Origin of the sequence: uncultured Pseudophaeobacter sp. (assembly GCA_905479575.1) — a bacterium.
Lineage (GTDB): Bacteria > Pseudomonadota > Alphaproteobacteria > Rhodobacterales > Rhodobacteraceae > Pseudophaeobacter.
Genome location: CAJQNB010000046.1, coordinates 29,844 through 50,831, shown reverse-complemented (window position 1 = coordinate 50,831; position 20,988 = coordinate 29,844). Strand labels below are relative to the sequence as shown.

17 protein-coding genes and 1 pseudogene are annotated in these 20,988 nt (G+C 58.9%); 14 read left to right on the top strand and 4 right to left on the bottom strand.

The genetic code is table 11. The annotated features are described in order from the left end of the window. The 4 genes and pseudogenes from QZ268_RS13455 to trpE form a co-directional block, all read left to right on the top strand. Positions 1-194: pseudogene (locus tag QZ268_RS13455) on the top strand (xanthine phosphoribosyltransferase); the annotation flags it as partial. Between the two features lie 186 nt (positions 195-380). After that, positions 381-1,556, top strand: a complete 1,176-nt coding sequence (locus QZ268_RS13450; protein WP_295453522.1) for an aminotransferase — start codon at positions 381-383, stop codon at positions 1,554-1,556. 206 nt (positions 1,557-1,762) lie between these two features. After that, the gene (locus QZ268_RS13445) at positions 1,763-3,604 is read left to right on the top strand and encodes a peptidylprolyl isomerase (protein WP_295453520.1); all 1,842 of its coding nucleotides are present in this window, start codon (positions 1,763-1,765) and stop codon (positions 3,602-3,604) included. A gap of 18 nt (positions 3,605-3,622) precedes the next feature. Then, positions 3,623-5,134 carry an anthranilate synthase component I gene (gene trpE, locus QZ268_RS13440; protein WP_295453517.1) on the top strand — a complete coding sequence of 504 codons (1,512 nt, stop codon included), beginning with the start codon at positions 3,623-3,625 and terminating at the stop codon, positions 5,132-5,134. A 119-nt stretch (positions 5,135-5,253) separates the two neighbouring features. Here trpE and QZ268_RS13435 read toward each other — a convergent pair whose 3' ends face one another. Continuing rightward, positions 5,254-7,032: a divergent polysaccharide deacetylase family protein gene (locus QZ268_RS13435; RefSeq protein WP_295453514.1), complete on the bottom strand. Its 1,779-nt coding sequence runs from the start codon at positions 7,030-7,032 to the stop codon at positions 5,254-5,256. Positions 7,033-7,256: 224 nt separating this feature from the next. Here QZ268_RS13435 and QZ268_RS13430 point away from each other — a divergent pair, with 224 nt between their 5' ends. From QZ268_RS13430 to lexA, 7 genes are all read left to right on the top strand, one after another. Further along, entirely contained in the window at positions 7,257-7,838 is a 582-nt protein-coding gene (locus tag QZ268_RS13430; RefSeq protein ID WP_295453512.1) for an aminodeoxychorismate/anthranilate synthase component II, read from the top strand. Then, a complete protein-coding gene (gene trpD, locus QZ268_RS13425; RefSeq protein ID WP_295453510.1) occupies positions 7,835-8,860 on the top strand; it encodes an anthranilate phosphoribosyltransferase in 1,026 nt (341 codons plus the stop codon). Before QZ268_RS13430 ends, trpD begins: the two co-directional genes overlap by 4 nt. Beyond that, positions 8,857-9,528, top strand: coding sequence for a uracil-DNA glycosylase (locus QZ268_RS13420; protein ID WP_295453508.1), 672 nt, complete (start codon positions 8,857-8,859; stop codon positions 9,526-9,528). The genes trpD and QZ268_RS13420 overlap by 4 nt, the downstream gene beginning before the upstream one ends. 39 nt (positions 9,529-9,567) lie before the next feature. Next, complete coding sequence (gene trpC, locus QZ268_RS13415; protein WP_295453505.1) at positions 9,568-10,380, top strand: indole-3-glycerol phosphate synthase TrpC; 813 nt, start codon at positions 9,568-9,570, stop codon at positions 10,378-10,380. Between the two features lies 1 nt (position 10,381). Next, positions 10,382-10,852, top strand: a complete 471-nt coding sequence (gene moaC / locus QZ268_RS13410; RefSeq protein WP_295453502.1) for a cyclic pyranopterin monophosphate synthase MoaC — start codon at positions 10,382-10,384, stop codon at positions 10,850-10,852. Next, the gene (glp, locus tag QZ268_RS13405; protein WP_295453500.1) at positions 10,853-12,025 is read left to right on the top strand and encodes a gephyrin-like molybdotransferase Glp; all 1,173 of its coding nucleotides are present in this window, start codon (positions 10,853-10,855) and stop codon (positions 12,023-12,025) included. It abuts the gene before it with no gap. A gap of 138 nt (positions 12,026-12,163) precedes the next feature. Next, entirely contained in the window at positions 12,164-12,880 is a 717-nt protein-coding gene (gene lexA / locus QZ268_RS13400; RefSeq protein WP_295453497.1) for a transcriptional repressor LexA, read from the top strand. A gap of 41 nt (positions 12,881-12,921) precedes the next feature. On the opposite strand, the gene QZ268_RS13395 is transcribed toward lexA, so the two are convergent. Beyond that, complete coding sequence (locus tag QZ268_RS13395; protein ID WP_295453494.1) at positions 12,922-14,928, bottom strand: ComEC/Rec2 family competence protein; 2,007 nt, start codon at positions 14,926-14,928, stop codon at positions 12,922-12,924. Positions 14,929-15,005: 77 nt separating this feature from the next. Between QZ268_RS13395 and gltX the strand changes: the two genes are divergently transcribed. From gltX to QZ268_RS13380, 3 genes are all read left to right on the top strand, one after another. Then, a complete protein-coding gene (gltX, locus tag QZ268_RS13390; protein ID WP_295453492.1) occupies positions 15,006-16,406 on the top strand; it encodes a glutamate--tRNA ligase in 1,401 nt (466 codons plus the stop codon). A 130-nt stretch (positions 16,407-16,536) separates the two neighbouring features. Continuing rightward, positions 16,537-17,832, top strand: coding sequence for a citrate synthase (locus tag QZ268_RS13385; RefSeq protein WP_295453490.1), 1,296 nt, complete (start codon positions 16,537-16,539; stop codon positions 17,830-17,832). Between the two features lie 349 nt (positions 17,833-18,181). Further along, positions 18,182-19,114 (top strand): calcium-binding protein, encoded by a 933-nt coding sequence (locus QZ268_RS13380; protein ID WP_295453487.1) that lies wholly within the window; start codon positions 18,182-18,184, stop codon positions 19,112-19,114. Positions 19,115-19,212: 98 nt separating this feature from the next. Here QZ268_RS13380 and QZ268_RS13375 read toward each other — a convergent pair whose 3' ends face one another. Together QZ268_RS13375 and QZ268_RS13370 are read right to left on the bottom strand one after the other, a co-directional pair. Beyond that, a complete protein-coding gene (locus tag QZ268_RS13375; protein WP_295453485.1) occupies positions 19,213-20,106 on the bottom strand; it encodes a glycosyltransferase family 2 protein in 894 nt (297 codons plus the stop codon). Between the two features lie 85 nt (positions 20,107-20,191). After that, positions 20,192-20,968, bottom strand: coding sequence for an enoyl-CoA hydratase-related protein (locus QZ268_RS13370; protein ID WP_295453482.1), 777 nt, complete (start codon positions 20,966-20,968; stop codon positions 20,192-20,194). Positions 20,969-20,988 lie beyond the last annotated feature (20 nt).

The following is a 20,988-nucleotide window of genomic DNA, read 5'->3' as shown; positions in this document are numbered from 1 at the left end:
ATCTGGTGGACAGTGGCAAAACTCTGGAACTGGTGCGGGCCATGTACCCCAAGGCGCATGTTGCCACCGTCTATGCCAAACCCAAAGGCCGCCCCATGGTGGATACCTTTATCACCGAGGTCAGCCAGGACACCTGGATCTTTTTCCCCTGGGATATGGCGCTGCAATATGTCGAGCCCTATCGCGGCACCTAAATAGACGGCGCGGATTAGACGCAAACGCCTCTCTTGAAATCATAAAACCAGCGCGCCCCTTGGGGCGCGTTTTTCTGTGCACCTCTTTTTCTGGCAAAAGGATTTTGCCCAAAACAGAGTGATTGCCATCGCCCGCCCAAGCCCCTACCAATTCTGAACCAGAAAATCCCTTGAACAGGAGCGGGCATGACCAAGTCGCGCACAGAGGCCACCTTTCTTTCGCCAATTGTCGAATCCCGTCGCTGGGTCGAAGGTGTCTCTTTCCCCAGCCAGCGCCCTTTGCTCAACGTCAGCCAGGCCGCCCCGGCGGATCCGCCGCCACTGGGTCTGCGCCAGGCGCTGGCAGAGGCGGCGCTGAACCAGGATGACGCGCATCTTTATGGGGCGGTGCTGGGGCGCGACGGGTTGCGTCAGGCGCTCGCAGACCAGATGAGCAGCCATTACGCGGCTGACATCTCCCCCGCTCAGGTTGGGATCACCTCGGGCTGCAACCAGGCCTTTGCCGCCACGATTGCATCGCTTTGCGGCGAAGGGGATGAGGTGATCATTCCGGTGCCCTGGTACTTTAACCACAAAATGTGGCTCGATCTCAGCGGCGTCACCGCCCGCCCGCTGCAGGTTGGCGATGATATGCTGCCAAATCTCGACGCCGCGCAGGCGCTGATCACAGCGCGGACCAAGGCCATCGTGCTGGTGACCCCCAACAATCCCACCGGCGTGGAATATCCCGCCGGCCTGCTGCGCGCCTATTTTGATCTGGCCAAATCCCACGGGCTTACCCTGATCGTGGACGAAACCTACCGTGACTTTGACAGCCGCTCGGGGCCACCGCACGCGCTGTTTCAGGATCCGGATTGGGAGCAGACCTTGATCCATCTGTATTCCTTCTCCAAAGCCTACCGTCTGACCGGCCACCGGGTTGGCGCCATCGCCGCAGCGCCGCAGCGCCTGTTTGAGATGGAGAAGTTTCTCGACACCGTTACCATCTGCCCGTCGCAGCTGGGACAGATCGGCGCGCAATGGGGTATTCACAACTTACAAGACTGGCTGGCTGGGGAACAGGCTGAAATCCTGGCCCGCAAACAGGCCATCATCGACCACTTCCCCAGCCTGCAAGCCCAGGGGTGGAAGCTGTTGGGATGCGGCGCCTATTTTGCCTATGTTGAACATCCCTTTGAAGCCCCCGCCGAAGAGATTGCCAAAAAACTGGTCACCGATGCCTCGGTGCTGATGTTGCCCGGCACCATGTTTATGCCGGAAGGCAGCAAACCTGCCGCGCGTCAGTTCCGCATAGCCTTTGCCAATGTGGATGCCGATGGAATAGCCGAGCTGTTCTCGCGATTGTGCAACTTCACCCCCTAGGAGGCCAAAGCAACCAGATCTGGCGGCATTTCTCCCAGCCATAGGCCCAGATCCCCGTCAAAGCGCCTTATTCAAGTGGTTGGGAGGCCGCTGGATCTTGCTCCCCTTGGGGTGGCAGCGTATGCAAGGTGCGAATTCTTTTGAAGAGGCAGCCCCCAGGCGAAAATCTCGCGGCGCCTTTCTGAACCGAAAACAACGAGGGCAGCATGGCCACAAGCATAAAAAAACTATCCAATACCTTTGTTTGGATCCTTATGGGCTTGCTGATTGTGGGCCTTGCCGGCTTTGGCGCGGTCAACTTTAGCAGCTCGATGTCCGCCATTGCCCTTGTTGGCGAGGAAGAGGTCACCGTTGACGAATACCTACGCGAGATGCAGCGCGAACAGCGTGCGCTGCAGGCCCAGGGCGGTCAGAGCCTGACCTTTGCCCAAATGGCGGCCTTTGGTCTGGACCAGGCGGTTCTGAGCCGTCTGATCTCCATCGCCTCCATTGATAACGAAGTCAAAAGCCTCGGCATTTCTGTTGGCGATGACAATCTGCGCCAAGAGCTGGCCGAAATCCCGGCCTTTCAGGACGCCAGCGGCAAATTCGACAGGCAGGCGTATAAATTTGCGCTGCAGAACGTCAACCTGACCGAAAGCGATTTTGAGGCCGATCTGCGCCGCGAATCCGCCCGGACCCTGGTGCAAGGCGCCATCGTGGTCGGTGCCAAAATGCCGAACACCATGACCAAAACCATGACCGATTACATCGGTGCGCGCCGCAGTTTCTCTTATGTGCCGTTTAGCCCGGATCAGATCGCCCTGATCCAGGTGGTGCCAGACGACGCGGAGCTCAAGGAATTTTATGACGCCAACACGGCGCAGTTCACCCTGCCCGAAACCAAACGCATCACCTATGCGCACCTCAGCCCTGATATGATCCTGGACACCGTCGAGGTCTCAGAAGAGGCCCTGCGCGCACTTTATGCCGAACGCAGCGACCAGTATCAGGTGGCCGAGCGTCGCCTGGTGGAACGTCTGGTTTTTGCCGATGAGGCCAGCGCCACCGCTGCCAAGGCACAGCTGGATGCCGCTGAGACAACCTTTGAAGCTCTGGTCGAGGCGCGCGGTCTGTCGCTGCAGGATATCGACCTTGGCGATGTAACACAGCCCGCCCTGGGCGCGGCAGGCGAAGCGGTGTTTGCCGCTGCGGTGCATGATGTCACTGGTCCGCTGCCTTCCGATCTTGGCCCTGCCCTGTACCGGATCAATGGTCGCCTTGAGGCCCAGCTCACCACCTTTGAGCAGGCCCTGCCTGATCTGCGCGACGAGCTGGCAGCGGATCGCGCCCGCCGCCTGATCGAGCAGCAGGCCGAAGACATCAACGATCTGCTTGCCGGCGGTGCAACGCTGGAAGACCTGGCAAATGAAAGCGAAATGGAAGTCGCCAGCCTGGGCTGGAGCGGCGACACCGGCGAAGGCATCACCGCCTATGAGGGATTCCGTACCGCTGCCAGTGTGGTGACCCTGGAAGATTTCCCCTCGGCCGAATTCCTCGAGGATGGCAGCCTGTTCGCGCTGCGCCTTGATGAGATCCTGCCGGAACGTCCCGAAGCCTTTGAAGAGGCCAAACCAAAGGTACTGGCCGCGTGGGAAGCCGATCGCGTTGCGACAGCGCTGCAGGCACAGGCTGATGCCCTGCTGGCGGCCACCTCTGCAACCGGCGATTTCCCCGAAGGCACCCAGGTCCAGACCGAAACCGGCCTTACCCGGACCGCTTACCTCGACAATACCCCAGCCGATATGATGAACCAGATCTTCACCATGGCACCAGGGGATCTGAAAGTGATCAAGGGCGAGGCCATCACCGTTGTGGTCCGTCTGGATGAGATCCTTGCCGCCGAGAACAACGAGGAGACGCAGCTCCTGGCCGAGGCGCTGGGCACCCAATTGGACCAGGCCGTCTCCGAGGCGCTGTTCTCTGCCTTTATCAGCGCCGCACAACTGCGTGCAGCACCGCGCGTTGATCAACAGGCGCTCAACGCCGTTATGACGAACTATCAGTAAACAAGTGAGACCCGCCCAATGGCTTTGACCCCAGATTTTGCGCGCTTTGCCACGGCCTATGAGAGCGGTGAAAACCAGGTTGTCTATACGCGGCTTGCCGCAGACCTGGACACTCCCGTTTCTTTGATGCTCAAGCTCACAGGCGCCCAGAAGGACGCCTTTATGCTGGAATCCGTAACCGGTGGTGAGGTGCGCGGACGCTACTCCATCATCGGCATGAAGCCGGATCTGGTCTGGCGCAGCCATGGGGAGGCCTCGGCGCTCAACCGCTCGGCCCGGTTTGACCCGGATGCGTTTGAGCCGCAGGAGGGTAATCCGCTCGACAATCTGCGCGCGCTGCTGGCCGAAAGCAAAATCGACCTGCCCGAGGATATGCCCCAGGCCGCTGCCGGCCTGTTTGGCTATCTGGGCTATGACATGGTGCGCCATGTGGAACATCTGCCGGATGTAAACCCCGATCCGCTAGGCCTGCCGGATGCGGTGATGATGCGCCCCTCGGTGATCGCCGTTCTGGATGGTGTCAAAGGTGAGGTCACCGTGGTGTCGCCAGCCTGGGTGAGCGAGGGCCAGACCGCCCGCGCTGCCTATGCCCAGGCAGCTGAACGGGTCATGGATGCGGTGCGCGATCTGGAACGGGCGATGCCCGCAGAAACCCGCGATCTGGGCGAGGCCCGCGAGATCGCGCCGCCGGTATCGAATTTCACCAAATCCGGCTATATGGAAGCGGTGGAAAAGGCCAAGGACTACATCCGGGCCGGCGATATCTTTCAGGTGGTTCCAGCGCAGCGCTGGAGCCAAGACTTCCCGCTGCCCCCCTTTGCGCTCTATCGCTCATTGCGGCGCACCAACCCGTCGCCTTTCATGTTCTATTTCAACTTTGGCGGCTTCCAGGTGATCGGTGCCAGCCCGGAAATCCTGGTTCGGGTGTTTGGCAATGAGGTCACCATTCGCCCCATCGCAGGCACCCGCCCCCGCGGCGAGACCGCCGAACAGGACAAGGCCAACGAGCTGGATCTATTGGCCGACAAAAAGGAGCTGGCCGAGCATCTGATGCTGCTGGATCTGGGGCGCAATGACACCGGCCGGGTTGCCAAGATCGGCACGGTCAAGCCCACTGAGCAGTTCATCATCGAACGCTACAGCCATGTGATGCATATCGTCTCCAACGTGGTGGGCGAGCTGCACGAAGACAAAGACGCCCTGGATGCGTTTTTTGCCGGCATGCCTGCGGGCACAGTTTCTGGCGCGCCCAAAGTGCGGGCGATGGAGATCATCGATGAGCTGGAACCGGAAAAACGGGGTGTCTACGGCGGCGGTGTTGGCTATTTTTCAGCCGGGGGAGACATGGATATGTGCATCGCCCTGCGGACCGCCATCGTCAAGGACCAGACCCTCTATGTGCAGGCCGGTGGTGGCGTTGTCTATGACAGCGACCCTGAGGCCGAATATATGGAAACCGTGCATAAATCCAACGCCATCCGCCGGGCTGCAGCCGATGCGGCGCGCTTTGTCGGCAATGGAAACAGCTGACCGGGACAGGCGATCCTCAGTACGGACACCATAAAAGGGCCTCCCTGTGGAGGCCCTTTTATGTTTTAGCGCCCCTGGAGTTGGCGCACTGCGCGCCTGGCCTTATGTTAGGTTCCCGCTCAGTCTGCCGCGGGAAGAGCGGCCTTGAGCCCGGCTGAAATGGGCGCCAGGCCCACCTGGCTGGCACGATCCTGCAAGCCCCACAGCAACAGCGCCGAAATGGTATCCGGGCGCAACCGGCCCAGCATGATCACAGCGCCTTCCTGACGGGCGCGAAAGGCCGCCTGGTCCAGGAACCGGCGAATGGCGCGCGGGTTTTGTCCGGCTCCGTCAAAATCACGAAACACCACGCCCGCTGGCATACCATCGCGCAGGGCCAGCTTTTGCACCGTGTTCAGCCCGCTGTTCTGGGTCACCATGCCATAGCCCGTGGCCTTCATCACCGCCACCATCTGGTCCGCAAGCGGCCGGTTGCCCTGAAACCCGGTGTCGACTCCTTCCAGGATACCAACCGCCTGGGGCAATTGCTGCATCCAGACCCCCATGGCGGTTTCAGCGTCCTGCGGGCTGGCCTCACGCGGCAGGTCGGCAAGGATAAGCACCTCAAACCCGGCGGCGCGGCGCGCCTTCATCTTTTCTGCAGCCTTTGGATCCTGAGGAGAAATTGCAAAGGTCAGCGGATAGGGGAAATCCTGCAATGCTTCGGCGCCAATTGCGGCCGCGTCATCTATCAATACGATGGACATCAAGGGTCGGTTATCCAGCGCGACAAAAGCCTCGGCGTTAATCTCAAAGGGTTGACCCTCGGCCAGAACCGCCTCTGAGGGGGCCGCGTCATCGCCGGCAATCAAAGTCGGTGTGCTGCTGCGTTCGGTCAGCGGAACCACACGGGTGCCGAGGCGTGCCCCCAGCTCCCCGCCAGAGGTTGCGCCCTCGGCAGAGGCCAATTGCTGTTCATCAGCCTCTTCGTCAGCCACCAAAGCAGCTGCGCTCTCTTGCTGGTTTGGATCCACCTCTGCTTGCGCTTCGCCGCCTTCTGGCTGCGACGGTGTCACAGCTGTAGCAGATATGCTGGGCAGGGCAGTGGCCACCGGCGCTGTCCCGATTTCTGGCCCCAGAGAACCCGACACAGAAGGAGACGCCACTACAGGAGCAGTGATACCCGGGCGCGGTTGGCTGGCATCTGCTTGGGTGGCGGCTGGTTGGGTGGCGGCTGGTTGGGTGGCGTCTGCTGTTTCCGTATCGGCGGTTTCCACTGCGGGGCTGTCTGCCCCCATGCCGGGTGCTTCCGTAATTTTTGTGCCCACCCTGACAGTCGTGGTATCGCCAGTACCGCTGGCCCCTTGCGAGGGAGCTGCTTGTTCGGACAGGGGCAATGATTCCATTGGCGCCGATTCTGTGGTCGTTTCTGTCGAGACCGGCGGTGCTGGCACTGCCGCTGTCTCGGTGGAAACAACCGGCCCCTGTTCCTGGGCCGGGGCATTGGGGGCTACGCCGCTCTCGGTCTCCGCTGTGACGGTGCTTGGCACCTGTGGCAGGCTCTGCACCCCTGCCCCTTGGCTCATATCGCCGGGGCTGGCCCCCTCCGCGGTGGCCACCACGGGCCGTGATCCGGGGTTGGTGTCAAGAACGGCAACTGGACTGGCGTCCTCGGTGCCGGAGTTTGTGGGGATGCTGGGGGCTGCTTCCACCAGATCGGCATCGCGACGTTCACTGGCCTCAGGCGCCTGTGTCGCGGCGGCTTTGGGCGGGTTGGATTGATCCGGCAGTGTTGCATCAACCTGCACACGGCTCGGCAAAGGAGACGACAGCGACACCATTGCTGCCCCGCCAACGGCCACCAGTGCACCGATACTCACGCCTCCGAGAAACCCTTTCATCGCAGTCTTGCCTCTCATCACCTGTTTCCACCCTGTCACCGGGCTGGTTTATCCTCAAAGCCACAGACAACAAACTGTGCATCTGCACCGGTTTTGCTACCTGTTTGGTCCCTTGTCAGGTCAGGCACTGCGCCAATTGACCGTCCTGCTCTTGACGCTGCCGCGCAAGCCTGAACAAGTATACCGAAACCACTATACTGCGGCGCCCCCCTCGCCCGCCACCCATAAAAGAGCCCACCAAGATGCTGCTGCTAATCGACAACTACGACTCCTTTACCTACAACCTTGTGCACTATCTGGGAGAGCTCGGCGCCGAGATGGAGGTCCATCGCAATGATGCCCTCAGCGTGCAGGAGGCCATGGCGTTAAATCCGGCAGGCATCCTGCTGTCGCCTGGCCCCAAGGCCCCGGAACAGGCCGGTATTTGCCTGGCGCTGACCCTGGCCGCCGCAGAAACCAGAACGCCGCTGCTTGGGGTTTGCCTGGGGCATCAAACCATCGGCCAGGCCTTTGGTGGCAATGTCGTCCGCTGTCACGAGATCGTGCATGGCAAGATGGGCAAGGTACAGCACAACAACTCCGGGCTATTTGCCGGGCTGCCCAGCCCGTTTGAGGCAACCCGCTATCATTCTCTGGTGGTGGATCGCGAAACCCTGCCCGAATGTCTGGACATCACCGCCGAGCTGGAAGATGGCACCATCATGGGGCTGCAGCACAAAGAGCTGCCAATGCACGGGGTTCAGTTCCACCCCGAATCCATCGCCTCCGAGCACGGCCATGCCCTGCTCAAGAACTTCCTCGATGACATGAAGGTGCCCGCATGAGCGATCTGATCAAACCGCTGATTGGTGCCGCCGCCGACCGCCCCCTGAGCCGCGATGAGGCGACCCAGGCCTTTACCCTGTTGTTTGAAGGCGAAGCCACTCCCAGCCAGATTGGCGGCATCCTGATGGCGCTGCGCACCCGTGGCGAAACCGTTGATGAATATGCCGCTGCGGCCTCGGTCATGCGGTCCAAATGTAATCCTGTGAAAGCCCCCGCCGGGGCCATGGATATTGTCGGCACCGGCGGCGACGGCAAACATACCTTGAATATCTCCACCGCCACCGCCTTTGTCACCGCAGGCGCCGGGGTTGTGGTCGCCAAACATGGCAACCGCAACCTGTCGTCACGCTCTGGCACGGCGGATGTGCAGGCGCAGATGGGCATCAATGTCATGGTACCGCCAAAGGTGGTCGAAGAGGCGCTGGACCATTGCGGCATCGCCTTCATGATGGCGCCAATGCACCACCCGGCCGTTGCACATGTGATGCCAACCCGCCAGGAGCTGGGCACAAGAACGATCTTTAACATATTGGGACCATTGACCAATCCTGCTGGTGTCAAACGTCAGCTCACCGGTGCATTTAGCCGCGAACTGATCCGCCCCATGGCGGAAACCCTGGGCCAGCTCGGGTCCGAGCGCGCCTGGCTGGTGCATGGATCCGACGGCACTGATGAGCTGACCATCACTGGGATCAGCTGGGTCTCCGCGCTGGAAGAAGACGGGTCGATCAATGATTTCGAACTGCACCCGGAACAGGCCGGCCTGCCCGTACATCCCTTTGAGGCCATCCTTGGTGGCAGCCCCGCAGACAATGCAGCGGCCTTCCGCGCCTTGTTGGACGGTGAAAAAGGCGCCTACCGTGATGCAGTTCTGTTGAACGCAGCCTCGGCACTGGTGGTGGCGAATGCGGCCAACTCTTTGAAAGAAGGTGTTGAAAAGGCTATCGAAAGCATAGATTCCGGTGCGGCCAAGAATAAGCTAGAAGCCTTGGCAAAAATCACCACGGCCGCCGCCGTATGAGTACAGCTGCTGGCTCAGCCCCAAGCGCACCCCAGTTAGGTGACTGGGGCGATCTGGCGTTTTTCTCCCAGGACTGGCCGGCAATCAAAGCGCAGCTGGATGCGGAACCTCGGGCCATTTTGCCGCCAAACTCGGTGCGCTTTGCGGCGCTTGAACTGACGCCGCTGAACAACACCCATGTGGTCATCCTGGGCCAGGATCCCTATCCTACGCCGGGTCACGCCAATGGGCTGGCCTTTTCCGTCGCGCCTGACGTGCGGCCTCTGCCACGGTCCCTTTCTAACATTTACAAAGAGTTGCATAAGGATATTGGCGCACATCCAGCCACTGGGGATTTGCAAAACTGGGCACGACAGGGCGTTTTGCTGCTCAACACCGCACTCTCGGTGCCGAGCGGAGAAGCCAATGGGCACAAAGATCTGGGCTGGGAGAAGCTGGTTCAACAGGTGCTCGCCAGGACCTCGCAAAGACCCACTGCCTATGTATTCTGGGGAAAACAGGCGCAGAGACTTGAAAAACACCTCCATCCGGGCGATCACCTTATCCTGAGGACTGCCCACCCATCTCCGCTATCTGCCCATCGCGGTTTCTTTGGGTCAGGGGTGTTTTCAAAGATCAATAGCTGGCTTGCTGCACGCGGATCACAGCCAATCGACTGGACGATCTAAGGGTAGACATGACACAACACAATGACAGGAGGCAGGACCATGGCTGAAAATGTGCTGGATAAGATCAAGGCCTATAAGCTGGAAGAAATCGCCGCTGACAAAGCCGCCAAGCCATTAGCCGAAGTCGAAGCCGAAGCCCGCGACGCCTCAGCCCCCAGGGGGTTTGCGGAAGCGCTCTCCAGTGCTGCCCGCGACGGCTATGGGCTGATTGCAGAAATCAAAAAGGCCAGCCCTTCCAAGGGGTTGATCCGGGAGGATTTTAATCCTGCCGCGTTAGCCCAGGCCTATGAACAGGGCGGCGCTGCCTGCCTGTCGGTCCTGACGGATACGCCAAGCTTTCAAGGCGCCAAATCCTTCTTGGTGGAGGCGCGCGCTGCCTGTTCCCTGCCCGCCCTGCGCAAAGATTTTATGTATGATACCTATCAGGTTGCCGAGGCCCGCGCCCTGGGTGCCGATTGCATCCTGATCATTCTCGCCTCGGTTACCGATGAACAGGCCGCCGAGCTGGAAGACTGTGCCGTGGAATGGGGCATGGATGTGCTGCTTGAGGTCCATGACGAGGCCGAACTGGAGCGTGCCAGCCTGCTGAAATCCCCGCTAATGGGGATCAACAACCGCAATCTAAAAACCTTTGAGACAACATTGGACACCACTCGCCATTTGTCGCGGTTGGTGCCCGCCGGGCGCAGTATCGTCTGCGAAAGCGGCCTTTCTACGCCGCAGGATCTGGCGGATATGGCCCGCTATGGCGCCCGCACGTTCCTGATTGGGGAATCCTTGATGCGTCAAGACGATGTGGCACTGGCCACCCGCACCCTACTGGCTGACCCTCTGACCCCCGGGGCACTGTGACATGGCGCTGACCCATTTTGACACCAAGGGCGACGCCCATATGGTAGATGTCTCCGACAAGGCGGTCACCGCGCGCGTGGCCGTGGCCGAGGGTCACATCACCATGGCCCGGGAAACCTTTGAAATCATTTCCCAAGGTAAGGCCAAAAAGGGCGATGTACTGAGCGTTGCGCGGCTGGCAGGCATCATGGGGGCGAAAAAGACGCCCGACCTGATCCCCCTGTGCCATCCGCTCGCTATTTCCAAAGTCGCTGTTGATCTGACCTTGGATCCCGACCTGCCCGGTGTCCGGGTAGAGGCCACAGTCAAAACCACCGGGCAAACCGGTGTTGAAATGGAGGCCCTGACGGCTGTATCAGTTGCCTGTCTCACCGTCTATGACATGGCCAAGGCCGTGGATAAGGAAATGCAGATCGGCGGCACCAGAGTTGTGCTAAAAGATGGCGGAAAATCAGGGCGGTACGAGGCTTAGATGATTTCAGTTTCCGAGGCCCGCGCGGCTCTTTTACAGCTCAGCTCGGTGACCGAAATAGAACAGGTTCCACTGGCCGAGGCCAATGGACGGGTCTTGGCTCAGCCGGTCAGCGCTGTGCGCGACCAGCCTCCCTTTTCCGCCTCGGCGATGGATGGCTATGCGGTCAAACGGGACGAAGTTGAGCTGCACGCCATGTTTCAGGTCATCGGTGAGGCCGCAGCCGGGCATCGCTTTGAGGGCCGCCTAAAGGCTGGTCAAGCGGTACGGATTTTCACCGGCGCGCCGGTGCCGGATGGTGCTGATTTTGTGGTTATCCAAGAGGATGTCGACCGCAAGAAAGACCTGATCACCATTCTCGATCACCCCGGTGCTTCGGACAATATCCGCCCCCGTGGCGGTGATTTCACCATCGGCCAAACCGTCAATGCGCCGCGTCTGCTGCGCCCTTCTGATGTGGCGCTTTTGGCAGCGATGAATATCCCCAAGGTACCCGTCTACCGCCGCCCGGTTGTCGCATTGATCTCTACCGGTGATGAGTTGGTGATGCCCGGCGGCACCCCTGGCCCGGATCAGATCATCGCCTCAAATACCTTTGGTCTCAAGGCGATGCTGGAAGAGTTTGGCGCAGAAGTGCGGATATTGCCCATCGCCAAAGACAGTGACACGTCGTTGAAAATGGCTTTCTCTCTGGCCCGTGACGTTGATCTGGTTGTCACCATCGGCGGCGCCTCGGTTGGCGATCACGATCTGGTCGCCAAGGTCTCCGCTGATCTTGGGATGGAGCGTAGCTTTTACAAGGTTGCCATGCGTCCTGGCAAGCCGTTGATGGCCGGGCGCATGGGCAAGGCTACCATGGTCGGATTGCCTGGAAACCCCGTTTCTGCAATGGTTTGCGGGCATATCTTCTTGCGCCCCATGATCCAAAGCATGTTAGGTTTTGAGGCTCAAGAAGAGAGCCTGCAAACCGCAACCCTTACCCATGACTTGGCTGCCAACGGGCCCAGGGAACACTACATGCGTGCGACAGTTGCCGCCGGTGAAATCACCGTTTCGCCCAGACAGGACAGCGCACTTTTGACCATTCTGGCCGATGCCAACGCCTTGCTCGTCCTGCCGCCCCATGCGCCGGCGCAGCGCTGTGGTGACACTCTGCACTACCTGCCAATTTAACCGCTCCCAAGCGTCAGGCGTAGCGGAACCCTCAGCAGTGAAAACCTCACAAAAGAGACTGCGGCGTTCTTGCGTTGTTGACACAAAACGGGAACATGACTAGAACAAAACGAAACGGATGTAATCGGAGGGACAGCAATGCTAACCAAGAAGCAATTGGATTTATTGAACTTCATACATCAGCGACTGCAAAAAGACGGCGTTCCCCCGAGCTTTGATGAAATGAAGGTTGCCCTTGATCTGCGCTCCAAATCGGGGATTCATCGGCTCATTACGGCGCTTGAAGAACGTGGTTTCATCCGCCGACTTGCGCACCGGGCACGTGCCATCGAAATTCTGCGCCTGCCAGAAAATATGACTGGCGCCGCCACAGGCGAGGACGCGCCCCGACCTGCAATCAACATCGACACGCGCCGAACGCCGCCTGCATCCGCCCCTCGGACCGCACCGTCAGAGGAAGCCGTTATTGCTTCCCTGCAAATTCCCGTGATGGGCCGCATTGCTGCCGGTGTCCCGATTGAGGCGATCAACCAGATCACCCATCAGATCGCGATCCCTCAGACCATGTTGTCCTCCAATGGTAAACACTACGCCCTCGAGGTGCGCGGCGACTCGATGATCAATGCAGGGATCAACGATGGCGACATCGTCGTGATCCGCGAATGCGACACGGCGGATGATGGCGATATCGTGGTTGCCCTTGTCGCCGATGAAGAAGCCACGCTGAAACGGCTGTTCCGCCGCAACGGCGCCATTGCGCTTGAGGCTGAAAACCCCGCCTATGAAACTCGGATCTTTTCGCAAGACCAGGTTAAGGTTCAAGGACGGCTGGTAGGTCTGATCCGCAGCTACTAAGCTTTTGGGGGCACCAGGATCGTGACGGAGCACTGAAAAAGTCAGTGCCGCGACCAGGGGCGATCTCCCGCCAGTTCGTTTGCGCTTATCAATATGCCATTCTGTGTCATTGCAATGCTGCCACTGCTCCGCAGGCGATCTGGTCCCAGAATCGCGCAGGGTCCCGTATGCTGAAGCACCGCGTTGGCGACCACCAGATCCGATGCATGGCAGCCCACAAACGCTTCAGCCCGCCGTTTGCCGGTGATATGTATAATGCGGCGTCCAGAAACCCAGATACCTCTGTCTTTCGCAAGCGCAGCCCACCGCTGCGCCGCCTCAGCTTGGGACACTGGCGTACCATCTGCGGCCAACCAGCTTTTTGCAGTGTAACCTTGGCTGGTCGCTCGGGACAACGCACGGCCTTCTGGGGTCAACACCCCGACCAAAGACCCATTGGCTGAAACGAGCAATACTGGCCTATCTGTCTGCCCCCAGATCGCCAGAGACAGCCCAACCAGGCACAAACCGCCCCAGCGCAGCCTCCCTTGCCAAAGCAGTACAACCAGCGCCCCCAGGGAAAAAAGTGGCAACACCCAAGGACCGGGCATAACCACGCCGCTTTGTGCATGGGGTAACGCGGCGACCCAATTCGCCACTCCCAATATCCACTCAAGACCTAGCTGCAGAAAGAAAACCCCGACCATCTCGGCGCCGATAGGGGCCAGGCAAAGGGATAAAACCGCAGCAGGAACAACGACTAACCCCATAATGGGAACCGCCAGCACATTGCCGAGAAGCCCATAATGGGACAGAGCATTAAAATGGGCAGCGCCAAAGGGCGCGGTTGCGATCCCGGCCACTGCCGAGGAAACAACCACCGTCAGCACCGGGTGCAACCAGACGGGGCCCGGTGCCAGCCGTTGGGTGCGGATCCAGCCAAACACCGCAACCAGCGCCGTGGTCGCAGCAAAGCTCATCTGAAACCCCGGGCTCATCAGCGTTTCTGGCCTGCGCAACAGGACAAGTGTTGCCGCAACAGCGACCGCTCTCAAGGATATGGCGCGTCGATCCAGCAAAACCGCCACAAACATTACGAGAACCATAATAAAGGCCCGTTCCGTCGAAATGCTCGCGCCAGAGATCCCGAGGTAGACTGCCCCCACCGCAAGCGCCGCCGCTGCGGAGATTTTTTTGATGTTCCACCGCAGGGCAAGTGCCGGAATTAGGCAAAGAAAAAACCGAAGCGCCGTAAACACAAACCCAGTCAGCAACCCCATGTGGAGCCCGGAAATCGCCAGCAGATGGGCCAAGTTACTTGCTCTCAAGGCCTGCAGCTCTTCTGGGGCGACGCCGCTTCTGTCTCCTGCGATGATTGCAGCCGCGAATCCTCCGGTCTTGGCCCCCAAACGATCCTGCACCGCCCGTGACAGGTGATAGCGAAACCGATGCAGATATAGCCCCTCCTGCGCGGGCTTGAGCACCACGATCGGCACCCGGGTATAGCCATTGGCGCCAATTTTCATAAACCAGGCATATCGGCGAAAATCAAACCCACCCGGCTCGCTCGGCCCCTGAGGAGGCATCAGATGTGCAGTGGTGGCCACCGTCGCCCCCACTTCCGGGCTTTCGCTTCCGGCAGCAAGGGACACCCGCACCCGTGCAGGACGCTTTGCTGGCACCACGCGCGCCAACCGCACATGATCCAGCGTCAGTCTAAGGGCACCGCGACTGCCACGATCGATGGCAATGATCCGCCCCTCTACGGGACCATAGTAGCGAAATGCCAGGACCGGCGCCTGCACCAGTGCGGTGCGCGCCACCGCAGACAAGAAACCTAGGCAAATGAGAAGGATCGCCCAGGCGATCATCGCCCGGCTATCCCGGCAGCGCGTCAGTGGCAGAGCCAGAAGGATGGTCAAGGTCAGCAAACACCAGGTTTGAAAACCCGGATCGCTGCGCAGCAGAAAGAACCAACCAATGCCAAGCCCGAGACACACCGGAACCCAGGTCAGCAACACCCCACGCTGGGCCTGCAGGGTCTGATCAAGGCGCAACAAAATCTGCAAGGTTGCTCCGGCTTCCCTGCCTCGGTACACAGACGGAAAATCCGGCTCATTTTTGGTTTCCAAAGGCAGATCACCTCATGTCAAAACCCGTCGTCACACGCTTCGCCCCTTCTCCTACAGGCTATTTGCACATTGGGGGTGCCCGCACGGCCCTGTTTAACTGGCTTTTTGCGCGCGGCCGCGGCGGCAAGTTTCTGTTGCGCATCGAAGACACAGATCGTGCACGCTCCACCCCCGAGGCAACAGCGGCCATCTTGCAGGGCATGAATTGGCTGGGGTTGGACCATGACGGCGAAATTGTCAGCCAGTTTGAAGGGGCGAAACGCCATGCGGAAGTGGCCGAACAGCTGCTGAGTGAGGGCAAGGCCTATAAGTGTTTTGCCACCCAGGAGGAGATTGCCGCCTTTCGCGAAGCCGCAAAGGCCGATGGAAAATCAACGCTGTATCGGTCTCCCTGGCGGGACGCCAGCGCCGCAAACCACCCGGACGCCCCCTATGTGATCCGCATCAAGGCGCCGCAGGACGGGGTCACGGTGATCAAGGATCAGGTGCAGGGGGATGTCACTATTCAGAACGACCAGCTGGATGACATGATTCTGCTGCGCTCGGACGGCACCCCCGTCTATATGCTGGCGGTTGTGGTTGATGATCACGATATGGGAGTGACCCATGTGATCCGGGGCGACGATCATTTGAACAACGCGGCCCGCCAGATGATGATCTATACCGCACTGGGCTGGGATATTCCGGTCTGGGCTCATATTCCATTGATCCACGGCGCAGATGGCAAAAAGCTCTCCAAACGCCATGGTGCGCTTGGTGCCCAAGAATATCAGGCCATGGGCTATAGCGCTGCGGGTATGCGCAACTATCTGGCCCGTCTGGGCTGGAGCCATGGCGATGACGAGTTTTTCACCGATGCCCAGGCGCAGGCCTGGTTCGGGCTGGAGGCCATCGGCAAAAGCCCGGCGCGTTTTGACACCAAAAAGCTGGAAAACCTCTCAGGGCAACACATTGCCGTTAGCGATGACGCTGCGCTGCGGCAGGAGATTCAAGCCTACTTGATCGCAGCTGGCAAATCACCATTGGATGACGTTAAGTCAGCAAATCTTGAACGTGCGATGTATTGCCTCAAAGATCGGGCGAAGACATTCCCAGACCTGCTTGAAAAAGCTCATTTTGTCCTGACATCCCGGCCAGTTGTGCCGGATGAAAAAGCCGCCAAGGCACTGGTAAATGTATCCGATGGTATACTGGCTCAATTGACGCCGCAGCTGCAAAGTGCTAGCTGGGCGCGTGACGATCTTGAGGCGCTTCTTAATACATTTGCCGAAGCCCATGACACCAAGTTCGGCAAACTGGCCGCCCCCTTGCGGGCCGTGTTGGCCGGTCGTGCCGCAACACCGTCGGTGTTTGACATGATGCTGATCCTGGGCCGTGAAGAAACAATGGCCCGGCTCAACGACTCCACAGGCTGACCCTGTCCTTAACCGGTCAGTAAGCCTGTTCCTATACCACCTCACCTGCGCGATCCGCGCGCAGGTTCTGCCTGCACCGTGCCCGGGATAAAATTCCGGGTATTCGTGCCTGATACAGGAAGGGACATCTATGACCGAGACACAGAAGACCGCAAAGCTCAGCCTGAACGGCCAGGATTATGAGCTTCCCATTTTCTCGCCTACCGCCGGGCCTGATGTTCTGGACATCCGCAAGCTTTACGCCCAGGCCGGGGTTTTCACCTATGATCCGGGTTTCACCTCGACCGCCAGCTGTGACAGCACCATCACCTATATTGACGGGAACGAAGGTGTGCTGCTGCACCGGGGCTACCCCATCGACCAGCTGGCGTCTAAATCGCATTATCTGGAAGTCAGCTATCTGCTGCTTTATGGTGAACTGCCAACCGCAACTCAGCTGGAAGATTTTGAAGCCCGTGTGACTCGTCACACCATGGTGCATGAACAAATGCACAACTTCTTCCGTGGCTTCCGTCGCGACGCGCATCCGATGGCGACGATGGTTGGTGTGGTTGGGGCGATGTCAGCTTTCTATCACGACTCAACCGATATTGCCGACCCTTGGCAGCGCGAAGTGGCGTCGATCCGCCTGATCGCAAAACTGCCAACAATTGCGGCCATGGCCTATAAATATTCGATCGGCCAGCCTTTCGTGTATCCGCGCAACGATCTGGATTATGCAGCCAACTTCCTGCACATGTGTTTCTCGGTTCCTGCCGAAGACTACAACGTGAACCCGATCCTGAGCCGCGCAATGGACCGGATTTTTACCCTGCACGCCGATCACGAGCAAAACGCCTCGACCTCGACCGTGCGTCTGGCGTCGTCTTCCGGGGCAAACCCCTTTGCCTGTATCGCTGCGGGTATCGCCTGCCTTTGGGGGCCTGCTCATGGTGGCGCCAACCAGGCCTGCCTGGAAATGCTCAAGGAAATTGGCACGGTTGACCGCATTCCTGAATTCATCGCCCGCGCCAAGGACAAAGACGATCCCTTCCGTCTGATGGGCTTTGGTCACCGTGTTTACAAAAACACCGACCCGCGCGCCACGGTTCTGAAACAGTCCGCCGACGAGGTGCTCGAACTGTTGGGTGTCGAAGACAACCCGCTGCTGCAGGTTGCCAAAGAGCTGGAACAGACGGCTCTGAATGACCCCTACTTTAAAGAGAAGAAGCTGTTCCCGAACGTGGATTTCTATTCCGGCATCATTCTCGAAGCGATGGGTTTCCCCACCTCGATGTTCACGCCAATCTTTGCGCTGTCGCGCACCGTTGGCTGGATCTCACAGTGGAAAGAAATGATTGCAGATCCACAGAACAAAATTGGTCGCCCACGTCAGCTGTATCTGGGTCAGACGTCACGCGACTACGTGGATATCGAAAACCGCTAAGCGCTTGCTTATTGCGACCTCCAAGCCCCGCCGTTTCGGCGGGGCTTTTTTGTTGGCCCCTTGCCCGAGCAGGTCCCAGCCAGGCGACTGTCAGATTCTGCCAGGTGAGTCGGCAAAATCAAAATCAAGCATTGTTAAGACCCAAAGTCTGCAAACCAGGTTCGCCACCGATCCACTTGTGACCTTTCAAGAGATTTGGCGCTCTGGTATGAACAATCCCCCTCAAGACTATCCATTGTGGATAATACCGGCTGATTTTCGAGTAAAGCCAGCTCTAATTTCCTTGTTCTGGGGTTCCAACCAGAGGTATTTTAAAAGAAATCTTAATCACTTTCTGGGGGACGATTAAATGATGTGGATGGCTCTTTTGGGTATCGGCCTGGTTGCCGGTATCGCGCTTATCGTCGACGACGATGACGATGCGCCTGCCAATGCCGGCGGCGGCGATGATAACGGTGGGGATACCGGGGGCGGTGATGATACCGGGGGTGGTTCGGAAATCGACCCCTTTATCGGTGCCTCAGGTGATGATGAAATCGACGGCGATGCTGAGGATAACACGCTCCTGGGCAAAAACGGCGAGGACACTCTTGACGGTGGTGAAGGTGATGACCGCGTCTTTGGCGACGGTGGCAAGGACAACGTCGAGGGCGGCGAAGGCAACGACAGCGTCTTTGGCGGCAATGGCGATGACCTGGTTCAAGGCGGCGAAGGCGACGACCTTGTGCGCGGCGGACGCGATGATGACGTTCTCATTGACGCAACCGGCACCGACAGGCTTCAGGGCGACGGCGGTGACGATCTGATCATCGCAAGCGGCACCATGGACCCGGATGCAGAAGCGGCTTTCCTGGCGGATCCAGAACCTGAAAATGGTATTGGCAATTTGCTGGACCAGCTTCAAATCGACTTTTCCGCTGACAGCGATACAGACGGCGATCAAGCCTTTGGTGGCGCTGGCGACGACACGGTAATTTTTGGCGTCAATGATACCGTTGGCGGTGGCAGCGGAGCGGATACATTTGTGACCGCCTCCTGGCTCGAGGGCGAAGGCCCTGCAACAGTGACCGATTTTGATCCAGACGAAGATCAATTGATGTATGCCTATGACCCAGCCGCTGGTGAGCCTGACCTCACGGTGGACTTGGTGGAAAACGGTGATGGCACCTCTGATGCGATTGTCTCTGCCAATGGATCTGAGGTAATTCGCGTGCAGGATCAAGATGATAGCTTTGATCTGGCGGAACACGTGCTCTTGCTCAACGGCGTACGCACGGGCTAAGAACCACACCGAACAGTCGCCCATGGCCTGCGTTGAACCTGCCAGTTCGACGCAGGCTTTTTCTTGTCACCCATAGCCTGCAGGGCAAGGTGGCAGCACTAAGCGGCAGTCCCTTGCATTTGCGCCAGCACGCTGGTCGGGCTGCTTGGCGCTTTAGTAAAGAGCGTCATGTCCACCTCATTGGCGCAACTGACGTCACCGGACAAAATACGGCTGGACATAGAGCGTTCGCTGAGACCATGAGCCTTTATGAGTTCGGCATCCTGATGCGGGCGAAACTCCCCCTGAGAGTCGGGATCAGACAGATACTTACCGATCACTTTTGGCACCCGGGTTAGCTTTAGGTTGTTGCCTTTCAATACCGACCAAAAGAACCCATCCCCCATGGACCGGATCACTTCACCGTTTTTGAAATAGGAGGGGTACCACTTGCCGATGGTATGAACGTTCCATAGCGTCGCAGGGCCAAAGGTGCCGCGCTCTCCTGTGCCGCTGCCCAAGCGCAGGTTTTCATCCAGTACCGGGGGCCAGGTGGGTTTGAAATGGGTGTAGTCAATATCTGTCAGATCAAAGGGCTCTGCCATGTCCTTTTCGTCAAAACAGATTTCCCATTCACCACAGACCAGCGCCGAGTTTGTCTCCAGCGCCGTCCCCGCCAATAGCCCCACCGCATCGCGCGCCAGGCGATCATCCATATTCAGGTTCATCACATAGGGCGTCGTCGACAAGGCGGTGCCAGCCGACCAGGCCTCATAGATGCTCAGAGGTTCGCCGAAACTGTGCCAGGGCGCATCCAGCCAATCAGGTGCCGTGTCGCCGTTGTCAAAAATGTAGCAAGGGTGAACATTCAGCGTCTGGGATTTTAGATTTTCCCAATGAGAGCGCAGCAGATCCAGCTTGTTTTTCTGTTGATGCCAAACCGCACAAAAGACTGTCACGATGGGCTGCTGGTCCTGCGAAAGGCTGGACAGATTATGGGATGTAAATTTCACGACGATGTATCCTAAAACCTCTAGTACGCCGAGAGGACGATCCACCCAACGCATAGAGTTTTAGGGATTCATGCCTAATTGACCGTTAACGGCCCTCGAATGTTGCAGGGCGTTTTTCAAGAAAGGCGGTGACACCCTCATTGAAGTCACGGCTTTTGCCACATTCCCCCTGCAGGGTCGCTTCAACCGAAAGCTGTTCTGGCAGGCTATTGCCATAGCTGGCGCGGATCGCGGTTTTGATTGCCCCAAACGCCTTGGTTGGGCCATTGGCCAAATAGGCCGCGCGCGCGCGCCAATGGGAGTCAAATTCATCATCAGGGACGGCTTCCCAGATCATGCCCCAGTCGCTGGCCTGTTTGGCAGAAATCTTATCGGCAAACAGCGCGGCGCCCATGGCTTTGGCCAGACCCATCTGGCGCGGCAGGAACCAGGTACCACCCGCATCCGGCATCAGGCCAATACGGGCAAAAGCCTGCAGGAAATAGGCGCTTTCGGTAGCAATCACCACATCCGCGGCCAGCGCCAGATTGGCGCCTGCGCCAGCGACAGGTCCGTTAATGACGGACAGGGTTGGCACCGGGCACTCATAGATCGCCTCCAGCATTGGGGTGTATTCATCCCGCAGGGTACGTTCCATATCAATATTGCCATTGCCGGAGGCATCGCTCAGATCCTGGCCCGAGCAAAACGCGCCACCTGCCCCGGTCAGGACAACCGCGCGGGCCTCGCCAGCGGCACGTTTCATGGCATGCGTGATCTCTGCGCGCATCTGGCCTGTCAGGGCGTTCATCTTGCTTGGGCGGTTCAGCGTAACAATCGCTAGACCATCCTCAAGCGTGTACAGGATTTCCTTGTAGTCCATCAAAGCCTCATATGTCTCAT